At 77.8% G+C, this 644-nt stretch carries 2 protein-coding genes; one reads left to right on the forward strand and one right to left on the reverse strand.

The window, feature by feature from the left end; genetic code table 11:
* A partial coding sequence (locus K933_RS16305) for a DUF5781 family protein (protein WP_023395857.1) occupies nucleotides 1–197 on the forward strand: 197 nt, incomplete at its 5' end.
* Between the two features lie 73 nt (nucleotides 198–270).
* Here the strand turns inward: K933_RS16305 and K933_RS18480 are convergent.
* A partial coding sequence (locus tag K933_RS18480) for a hypothetical protein (RefSeq protein WP_023395858.1) occupies nucleotides 271–644 on the reverse strand: 374 nt, incomplete at its 5' end.

The following is a 644-nucleotide window of genomic DNA, read 5'->3' on the forward strand; positions in this document are numbered from 1 at the left end:
CCGACCGCGACCACCGGCTGTACGACCTCGCGGACGTGGCCGCGGGCGACGCGCCTGGCGTCGACCTCCGGGCGTTCGTCCGCGCGTTCCGCACGCTCGCGGCCGACCCCTCCGAGAGCGAGTACCGCAAGGCGCTCGTCGACGTGACGCGGCTGTACGCCGTCGACTCCGGCGGCGGCGCGACCGCCGCCGACTGAGACCGCGACCGGGGACCGGGAACGGCGTGGGTCGCCGCCCGAAACGCGACCGCGACCGGCGGCTCTCCGGCGCCTACGGGCCGTCGAGCAGCAGCCACCCGACCGCCGCCGTCGCGGTCAACGCGGCGACGAACGCCGCCCACGCCAGGGTGTCCTCGACGCGCCGGTCGGCGTCGCGCCACTCGGTCCCCATCGAGGGGAGCCAGACGGTGACGGCGGCGACGCCCGGCGAGAACGGCCAGCAGAGCGTCACCGTCCGGTCGAACGGGTCGGTCGGTGCGACGACGGCGCCGACGGCGAGCACCGTCGCGGCGTACGCGACGGCGAACCCGGCGTACGCCGCGAACACCCGGTTGCGCGTCCCCCTCCCGCCGGCGAGGACGCCGAACGCGCGCCGTCCCGCGCCGGTGCGGAGGAACGGCGCGCCCACGAGCGCGGCCGCGAGGA

This window comes from Candidatus Halobonum tyrrellensis G22 (assembly GCF_000495475.1).
GTDB lineage: Archaea > Halobacteriota > Halobacteria > Halobacteriales > Haloferacaceae > Halobonum > Halobonum tyrrellense.